The 9,647-nt window shown below is 72.7% G+C and carries 1 protein-coding gene; it reads right to left on the bottom strand.

Annotation, left to right across the window (positions count from 1 at the left end):
* The coding region (locus tag AB0F88_RS44145) for an SDR family NAD(P)-dependent oxidoreductase (RefSeq protein WP_362698635.1) at window positions 1-9,647 on the bottom strand (9,647 nt) is incomplete at both ends.

Raw genomic sequence — 9,647 nt, 5'->3', positions numbered from 1 at the left:
TGATCGATCGCCTCCAACCCGGCCGCGTCCATGTCCCCGGCCTCGACCTGCGCCGCCACCCAGAACCGCTCACGCTGGAAGGCATACGTCGGCAGGTCGGCGTGCGCCGGACGGGCGGGAGCGAAGAAGGTGTCCCAGTCGACCGTGACGCCCCGGACCTGCAGCTGCCCCAACGCCCTGACCAGCGTCCGGACCTCGTCGCGGTCCTTACGCGCGACCGCGACGAACGTTCCGTCCTCGACGCTCTGCTGGGCCAGCGCGGTCAGGGTGGTGTCCGGGCCGATCTCCACGAACACGTTCGCCTGGCAGGCGGCCACCCCATCGGCGAACCGCACCGCTTCGCGCACGTGCCGCACCCAGTACGCCGGGTCAGTGAGCAGACCGGGCTCGGCGGGCCGGCCCGTCACGTTGGACACGACCGGGATGCTCGGCTCACTGAAGGTCAACCCGGAGACGATCTGCTCGAACTCGGCGAGCATCGGCTCCATCAACGGCGAGTGGAACGCGTGCGAGACGCGCAGCCTGCGAGTGCGGGCACTCGTCAGGGCGGCGATCTCCTCCACCGCGTTCTCACTGCCGGAGATCACCACGGCCTCCGGCCCGTTGACCGCCGCGATGCCGATGTCCTGGCGCCCTTCCAGCAGCGGAAGGATCTCCGCCTCGGGAGCGGCGACGGCCAGCATCGCCCCGCCTTCCGGAAGGGCCTGCATCAACCGGGCGCGAGCCGTGACCAGGGCACACGCGTCGGGCAGCGACAGCACCCCGGCCACGTGAGCGGCCGCGATCTCCCCCACCGAATGACCCACCAGCACATCCGGGGTCACACCCAGCGAGGTGAGCAGCCGGTACAGAGCGACCTCGAAGGCGAACAGCGCCGGCTGGGTCATCCCCGTCTCGGCCAGCACGCCGTCGGGGTCGGAGAACATCACCTGGCGCACGGGGTGCGGCAGCAGCGCGCAGACCTCGTCCAGCGCCTCGGCGAACACCGGGAACGCGGAGGCCAGCTCACGGCCCATCCCCACCCGCTGGCTGCCCTGACCGGCGAACAGCATCGCCATCCTGGCTCGCCCGCGCACCTGCCCGGACTCGACCACCGACTCGCCCGGCTCGCCCTCGGCCAGTGCCGACAGCGCCTCCAGCAACCCGGTACGGTCCGCGCCGACCACCGCCGCGCGCTGCTCCAGCAGCGCCCGGCCCGTCGCCAGCGACCAGCCGACATCCGCCACGTCCAGCTCCGGCCGCTTCAGCATCCAGGACCTGAGCCGCCGCGCCTGCGCCCGCAGCGCCGCCACCGACTTTCCGGAGAGCAGCCACGGGACGGCGGGCAGGGCCTCGCCCGGCTCCCTGTCCGGTTCGGCCGGAGACTCCTCCAGGACGACGTGCGCGTTCGTGCCGCTGATCCCGAAGGAGGACACCGCCGCCCGGCGCGGGCCGTTCTCCGGCTCCCAGGGACGGGCCTCGGTCAGCAGCTCCACCGCGCCCGCCGACCAGTCGATGTGCTCCGACCGCTCCTCGGCGTGCAGGGTCTGCGGCATGACGCCGTTGCGCAGCGCCATCACCATCTTGATCACACCGGCCACACCCGCGGCCGCCTGCGCGTGGCCGATGTTCGACTTGATGGAGCCCAGCCACAGCGGCCGGTCCTCCGGGCGGTCCTGGCCGTAGGTGGCGATCAGCGCCTGCGCCTCGATCGGGTCACCCAGCACCGTTCCCGTGCCGTGCGCCTCGACCAGGTCGACGTCGGCGGGCGAGAGGTTCGCGTTGGACAGCGCCTGGCGGATCACCCGCTGCTGCGAGGGACCGTTCGGCGCCGTCAGGCCGTTGCTCGCGCCGTCCTGGTTGACCGCGCTGCCCCGCAGGACCGCGAGGACCTGGTGCCCGTTGCGCCGCGCGTCCGACAGCCGCTCGACGAGCAGCATGCCCACGCCCTCCGAGAGGCCGACGCCGCCTTCCGCCTGGGCGAACGCCCGGCAGCGGCCGTCCGGCGAGAGGTTGCGCTGCCGGGCGAACTCGATGAACGTCCACGGGGTGGCCATCACCGTCACACCGCCCGCCAGGGCCAGGTCGCAGTCGCCCGAGCGCAGCGCCTGCGCCGCCAGGTGCAGCGCGACCAGCGACGACGAGCACGCGGTGTCCACGGTCATCGCGGGGCCCTCGAACCCGAAGGTGTAGGACACCCGCCCGGAGGCGACGCTGCCGGAGTTGCCGGTGCCGATCAGGCCCTCCAGCTCCTCCGGTACGGAGGAGAGCTGGCTCGCGTAGTCGTGGTACATCACCCCGGCGAACACGCCCGTCCGGCTGCCGCGCAGGCCGTGCGGGTCGATTCCCGCACGCTCGATCGCCTGCCAGGAGCTCTCCAGCAGCAGGCGCTGCTGCGGGTCCATGGCGACGGCCTCGCGCGGGCTGATCCCGAAGAAGCCGGGGTCGAACTCGGCGGCGTCGTACAGGAAACCGCCGTGCCTGGCGTAGGAGGTGCCGCGGTTGCCGGGGTCCGGGTCGTACAGCTTCTCCAGATCCCAGCCCCGGTCGGTGGGGAACTCGCCCACCGCGTCACCCGCCTGCGCCACGAGCCGCCACATGTCCTCCGGCGATTCGACCCCGCCGGGATAGCGGCAGGCCATGCCGACGATCGCGATGGGCTCGTCGTCTCCGGTCGAGACCCGCGAGGTGACCGCGATCTCCCGCTTGCCGAGCAGCTCGCCGGACAGGAACGGGACGAGCACCGCCTGGGTCGGATAGTCGAAGATCAGCGTGGCCGGCAGCCGCATTCCGGTGACCTGGCTGAGCCGGTTGCGGAACTCCACCGCCATCAGCGAGTCGAAGCCGAGCTCCTGGAAGGAGATGCCGTCGTCGAGCGCGGACGCGTCGGCGAATCCGAGGACCACGGCCAGCTGGTCGCGTACCAGGTCCTCCAGCACGGCCCGCTGGCCGGCGGGGGGCAGGCTCGCCAGCTGCTGCTTCAGGGTGGCCGCGGCCTCCGAGGCCGCCGTCACCACCCGCCTGGCGGGAGCGGACACCAGGCCGCGCAGCAGCGGTGGCAGCGAGTCCGCGTGAGTACTGAGGACCTTGAAGTTGAGCTGGGCCGGGAGCAGCGTGGCCCGTCCCGTGTCGAGTGCGGCGTCGAAGAGGGTCAGGCCGTCCTCGGCGGTCAGCGGTTCGACACCGGAGCGCGCGAGGCGCCGCAGGTCGGCTTCGTCCAGGTCGGCCAGCCCGCCGATCGCCCACAGGCCCCAGGCCAGCGAGGTGCCCGCCAGGCCCTGTGACCTGCGGTGCTCGGCCAGCGCGTCGAGGAAGGCGTTGGCCGCGGCGTAGTTGCCCTGCCCGGGACCGCCCAGCACCCCGGCCATCGAGGAGAAGAGGACGAACGCCGACAGGTCCAGCTCCCGGGTCAGCTCGTGGAGATACCAGGCCGCGTCGGCCTTGGGCCGCATGACCCCGTCCAGCCGCTCGGACGTCAGCGCGGTGATCACACCGTCGTCCAGGACACCGGCCGCGTGCACCACACCGCTCAGCGGCTGCCCGGCCGGAATCGCCGCGATCAGCCCGGCCAGTGCCTCCCGGTCACCCACGTCGCACGCCGCGACACTTACCTGAGCACCCAGCTCGGTCAGTTCCGCCACCAGGTCGGCGACGCCCGGGGCCCGCTCACCGCGTCGGCCGGCCAGCAGCAGGTGCTTGACCTGGTAGGTGGCGGCCAGGTGCCTGGCCACCAGCGCGCCCAGGCCACCCGTGCCGCCGGTGACCAGCACCGTGCCCTCCGGCCCGAACACCGGAGCACGCTCCTCCTCGACCGGCGCCACCACCGTACGCACCAGCCGCGGCATCCACACCGCACCGGCCCGCACCGCGACCTGCGCCTCACCAGAGGCCAGCGCCCGACCGATCGTGCCCTCGTCGAGGGAATCGGTGTCCAGGTCCAGCAGCACGAACCGGCCCGGCTGCTCCGCCTGCGCCGCCCGCACCAGACCCCACACCGCCGCCTGCGCCGGATCCGGCGCCTCGTCCGCGACCGCCACCGCGCCCCGCGTCACCACCACCAGCCGCGAGGACGCGAACCGCTCCTCGGCCAGCCACCCCTGCACCACGCCCAACGCCTCGTGCACCCCGGCCGACACCTCGACCAGCACACACTCCGCGATCTCGGCATCCGGTGAACCGTCCAGCGAACCGGCCACCACCCACCCGGGCACCCCGGCCGAAGCGGCCGGAGCCGCACTCCACTCGACGTGGAACAGCTTGTTCCTGAGTCCTGCGGTGCGGTTGGCCTCCGGCTGACCGATGGAGACCGGGCGTACGGCCAGCGACGCGACCGTCGCCACGGGCAGGCCCGCGGTGTCCATCAGCTTGAGGGAGACCGCGCCCTGGGCGATCAGCGAGATCCTGATACGGAGCTTCGTGGCTCCGGAGGCGTGCAGCGCCACCCCGTTCCAGGCGAACGGCAGGGAGGGCCGGCCCGGCTCGGAGTCGGTCGTGAACCCGCCGAGGGCGGTGGCGTGCAGGGCGACGTCGAACAGCGCCGGGTGCAACCCGAATCTGGCGGCGTCCCGTGCCATGTCCTCGGGCAGCGCCAGCTCGGCGAAGACCTCGTCGCCCTTGCGCCACGCGGCCCGCAGCCCGCGGAAGGCGGGACCGTAGCCCAGGCCGATGGCGGCGAAGTCGTCGTACAGCCCGTCCATGCCGACGGCCTGCGCGCCCTCCGGGGGCCAGATCTCCTCGGCTTCCGGTACGACCACGCCGACGCGGGCCAGTATTCCCGCGGCGTTCTGGGTCCAGGGCTCGTCCTGCGCGTCGTGCGGGCGGGAGTAGATCCCCAGCTGCCGGCGTCCGTCCTCGTCGGGCGCGCCGACGGCCACCTGGAGCTGGACGGCCCCGCGCTCGGGCAGGAACAGCGGCGCCTGCAGCGTCAGCTCCTCCAGCAGGTCGCAGCCGACCTCGTCGCCCGCCCGTACGGCCAGCTCCACGAGGCCGGTGCCGGGCAGCAGCACCTGACCGTTGACCGTGTGGTCGGCCAGCCACGGGTGCGTGGCGATCGACACGCGTCCGGTGAGCACCGCCGCTCCGCTCTCCGCGAGCCCGGTGGACGCGCCGAGCAGCGGGTGCCCGGTGGCCCGGAGCCCGAGGCTCTCGGCGTCGCCCGCGCCACCCGTCTCCAGCAGCCAGTAGCGCTGGTGCTGGAAGGCGTAGGTGGGCAGGTCGACGGCGCCGGGGTGGGCCGGGGCGATGACCCGCTCCCAGTCGACATCGCCGCCGCGTACCCACAGCTCGGCCGCGCTCGTCCACAACCGGCGCGGCCCGCCGTCATCACGCCGCAGCGTGCCCACCACCACGCAGGCGTCCGCGAGTCCGGCCGCCTCCACACTCTCCAGCACCCCGATCCGCAACACCGGATGCGCGCTGCACTCCACGAAGAACCGGAACCCCTCGCCCGCCAGCGCCTCCACCGCCGGACCGAACCCCACCGTCTCGCGCAGATTCTCGTACCAGTACGCGCCACCGGCCTCCACACCCTCCAGCCAGCACCCCCGCACCGTCGAATACCACGGGGTACGACCGATACGCGGCGCCACCGGAGCCAGCAGCGTGGCGAGCTCGTCCTCGATCGCGGCCACGTACGCCGAGTGCGAGGCGTAGTCCACCTCGATGCGCTTGGCTCGCACCCCCGCCAGCTCGTACTCCGCGAGCAGCCCGTCCAGCGCGTCCACATCACCGGAGATCACCGTCGAGGCAGGACCGTTGATCGCCGCGATCGACACCCGCCCGTCCAGCCCGGCCAGCCGCCCGGCCACCTCGGCCGAGGGCAGCGGAACCGACACCATCCCGCCCTGACCCGCCAGCGCCACGATCGCCCGGCTGCGCAACGCCACCACCCGCGCACCGTCCTCCAGGGACAGCGCACCGGCCACCACCGCGGCCGCGATCTCACCCTGCGAGTGACCGATCACCGCTGCGGGCTCCACCCCGAGCGAACGCCACACCTGCGCGAGCGAGACCATCACCGCCCACAACACCGGCTGGACCACATCCACCCGGTCAAAACCCGGCTGGCCTTCCTCGGCCCGCAACACCCCGGTCAGCGACCAGTCCACGAACTCCGCCAGCGCCGCCTCACACTCGGCCATCCGCGCCGCGAACACCGCAGACGACTCCAGCAGCTCAACCCCCATGCCCAGCCACTGCGACCCCTGACCGGGGAAGACGAACACCGTCTTACCGCCCGAGCCGGGCGCACCGGTCACCACTCCGGCGCTGACGCCGCCCGAGGCCAGCGTCGCCGTACCGGCGAGGAGCTCACCTCGATCCGCGCCCATGACCACCGCGCGGTGGTCGAACACCGACCTGGAGGACGCCAGGGAGTGGGCGACGTCGGCGTCGGCGTCGGTTCCCGCTTCCACCCACGTCCCGAGGCGCTCGGCCTGTGCTCTGAGTGCCTCACCCGTCTTCGCCGACAGCACCCACGGCACCACCGGCAGTTCGACGGGCGCCTCGGCCTCGACCGTCTCCTGAGCGGGAGCCTCCTCGATGATCACGTGCGCGTTCGTACCGCTGACTCCGAAGGAGGAGACCGCGGCCCGGCGCGGGTGATCCTCGGAGTTCCAGGAGCGGGCCTCGGTCAGCAGTTCCACGGCGCCGTCCGACCAGTCCACGTGCGGGCTCGGCTCGCCCGCGTGCAGGGTCTGCGGCAGTACGCCGTGCCGCAGGGCCATCACCATCTTGATGACCCCGGCCGCTCCCGCGGCGGCCTGGGCGTGACCGATGTTCGACTTGATGGAGCCCAGCCACAGCGGCCGGTCCTCCGGGCGGTCCTGGCCGTAGGTGGCCATCAGCGCCTGCGCCTCGATCGGGTCACCGAGCGGCGTTCCGGTGCCGTGCGCCTCGACCACGTCGACGTCGGCGGGCGAGAGGTTCGCGTTGGACAGCGCCTGGCGGATCACCCGCTGCTGCGAGGGACCGTTCGGCGCCGTCAGGCCGTTGCTCGCGCCGTCCTGGTTGACCGCGCTGCCCCGTACGACCGCGAGGACCCGGTGGCCGTTGCGCCGGGCGTCCGACAGCCGCTCGACGAGCAGCATGCCCACGCCCTCGCTCCAGCCCGCGCCGTCGGCGTCCGCCGAGAACGCCTTGCACCGGCCGTCCACAGACAGGGCGCCCTGCCGGCAGAACTCGACGAACGTGCCCGGGGTCGCCATCACGGTCACGCCACCGGCCAGGGCCAGGTCGCACTCGCCGCTCCGGAGCGCCTGCACGGCCAGGTGCAGCGCGACCAGCGACGACGAGCACGCGGTGTCCACGGTCATCGCGGGTCCCTCGAACCCGAAGGTGTAGGACACCCGCCCGGAGGCGACGCTGCCGGAGTTGCCGGTGCCGATCAGGCCCTCCAGCTCCTCCGGTATGGAGGTGAGCTGGCTCGCGTAGTCGTGGTACATCACGCCGGCGAACACGCCCGTACGGCTTCCTCGCAGGTGGTTCAGGCGAATTCCGGCCCGCTCGACCGCCTCCCACGAGGTCTCCAGCAGCAGCCGCTGCTGCGGGTCCATCGCGAGGGCCTCACGCGGGCTGATCCCGAAGAAGCCCGGGTCGAACTCGGCGGCCTCTCCCAGGAAACCACCGTGCCGTACGTAGGAGGTGCCGTGGGCCTCGGGGTCCGGGTCGTACAGCTTGTCCAGGTCCCAGCCGCGGTCGGTGGGGAATTCGCCGATGGCGTCCGTACCGGCCGACACCAGATCCCACAGACCTTCGGGCGAGGACACCCCGCCGGGGTAGCGGCAGGCCATCCCCACGATCGCGATCGGCTCGTCGTCGACCGCCGCCCTGGCCACGGTGACCTCTCCGGCCGCCGAGGTGGCTCCGCCGAGTTCGGTCACCAGGTGATCGGCCACCGCCTGGGCGGTCGGGTAGTCGAAGACGAGCGTGGCGGGCAGCCGCAGCCCGGAGACCGTCATCAACCGGTTGCGCAGCTCGACCGCGGTCAGGGAGTCGAAACCCAGCTCCTGGAAAGCCCGGTCCGCCTGGACCGCGGTCGCCGAGGCGTGCCCCAGCACCGTCGCCACTTCCTGGCGAACCACCTCCAGCACCACCTCGCGACGCCGGGCCTCATCCACCCCGGCCAGCCGCTGCACCAGCGCCGAACCACCCGACCGCACCGCACGCCGCACCGGGCCACGCACCAGGCCGCGCAACAACGCCGGCAGCCTCTCGTCCCGCGTCCGCAGCGCCGTCGCATCCACCCGCAGCGGCACCAGTGTCGCCGCGTCCGAGACCAGACCCGCGTCGAACGACGTCAGACCTTCGTCCACCGACAGCGCCGGTAGGCCCTGCCTGCGCATCCGCTCCCGGTCGGCCTCGGTCAACCAGCCGCTCAACCCGGTGTCGGCATCCCACAGCCCGTAAGCCAGCGACGTCGCCACCAACCCGGCCGAACGACGATGCGCCGCCAGCGCGTCCAGGAACACGTTCGCCGCCGCGTAACTCGCCTGCCCGGCCGCCAGCACCAACCCACCGGCCGAGGAGAACAACACGAACGCCGACAGATCCAGCTCCGCCGTCAGCTCGTGCAGATGCCAGGCCGCATCCGCCTTCGGACCCAGAACCCCGTCGAACCGCTCCGCGGTCAGCGAACCGACCAACCCGTTGTCGGCCACCCCCGCCGCGTGCACCACACCCTTGAGCGGACACTCCGCCGGAATGCCCGCGATCAGCTCGGCCAGCGCGTCCCGGTCGCCGACGTCGCAGGCCGCGACCGTGACCGTGGCGCCCAGTTCCCACAGTTCCGCCACCAGGTCGGCGACGCCTGGAGCCTGCTCGCCGCGCCGGCTGGCCAGCAGCAGGTGCTTGACCTGGTAGGTGGCGGCCAGGTGTTTGGCCACCAGCGCGCCCAGGCCACCCGTGCCGCCGGTGACCAGCACCGTGCCCTCCGGGCCGAACTCCAGACGCCCATCTTCCCGCGCGGCCACACGCGCCAGACGCGGCACCCACACCTCGCCGGCGCGAATCGCGGCCTCCGGCTCCTGCGACGCCACCACCGCACCCAGAGCCCGCCACGACTCCTCACCCGCATCCACATCCACCAGCACGAACCGGCCCGGATTCTCCGCCTCGGCCGCCCGCACCACACCCCACACCCCGGCCACACCGAGATCCACACCCTCGGCCCCGGCCACCGCCACCGCACCCCGCGTCACCACCACCAGCCGCGAGGACGCGAACCGCTCCTCAGCCAGCCACCCCTGCACCACACCCAGCACCTCGGCCGCCGACTCACGCACCGCCCCCAGCACACCGGCCACCGGCGAGACCACCTCATACACCACCGCCTCGGGCACCACCGCACCCTCCGCGACCACCCCCCGCACCACAGCCAGATCGACCAGGTCCGAACCCCCGTCCACACCGGACGCGACCTGAAGCGGCGTCCAGTTCACCTGGTGCAGGAAGTTCAGACCGGTGGTCAGGTTGGCCGTCGACAGGGGGCGCACGATGAGCGCCTCGATGTCGGCCACGGGGGTACCGCTGCCGTCGGCGATGTTCAGCGTGATACCGGTGATTCCCGCGTTGGTGTTCCTGGTCGCTCTGACGCGCAGGGTGGTGGCGCCGACCGCGTGGACCGACACCCCGTTCCAGGCGAACGGCAGATACGGCCGGCCCGGCTCCGG

This window comes from Streptosporangium sp. NPDC023963 (assembly GCF_040639135.1).
Classification (GTDB): domain Bacteria; phylum Actinomycetota; class Actinomycetes; order Streptosporangiales; family Streptosporangiaceae; genus Streptosporangium.
This window is presented reverse-complemented; position numbering and strand designations above follow the sequence as displayed.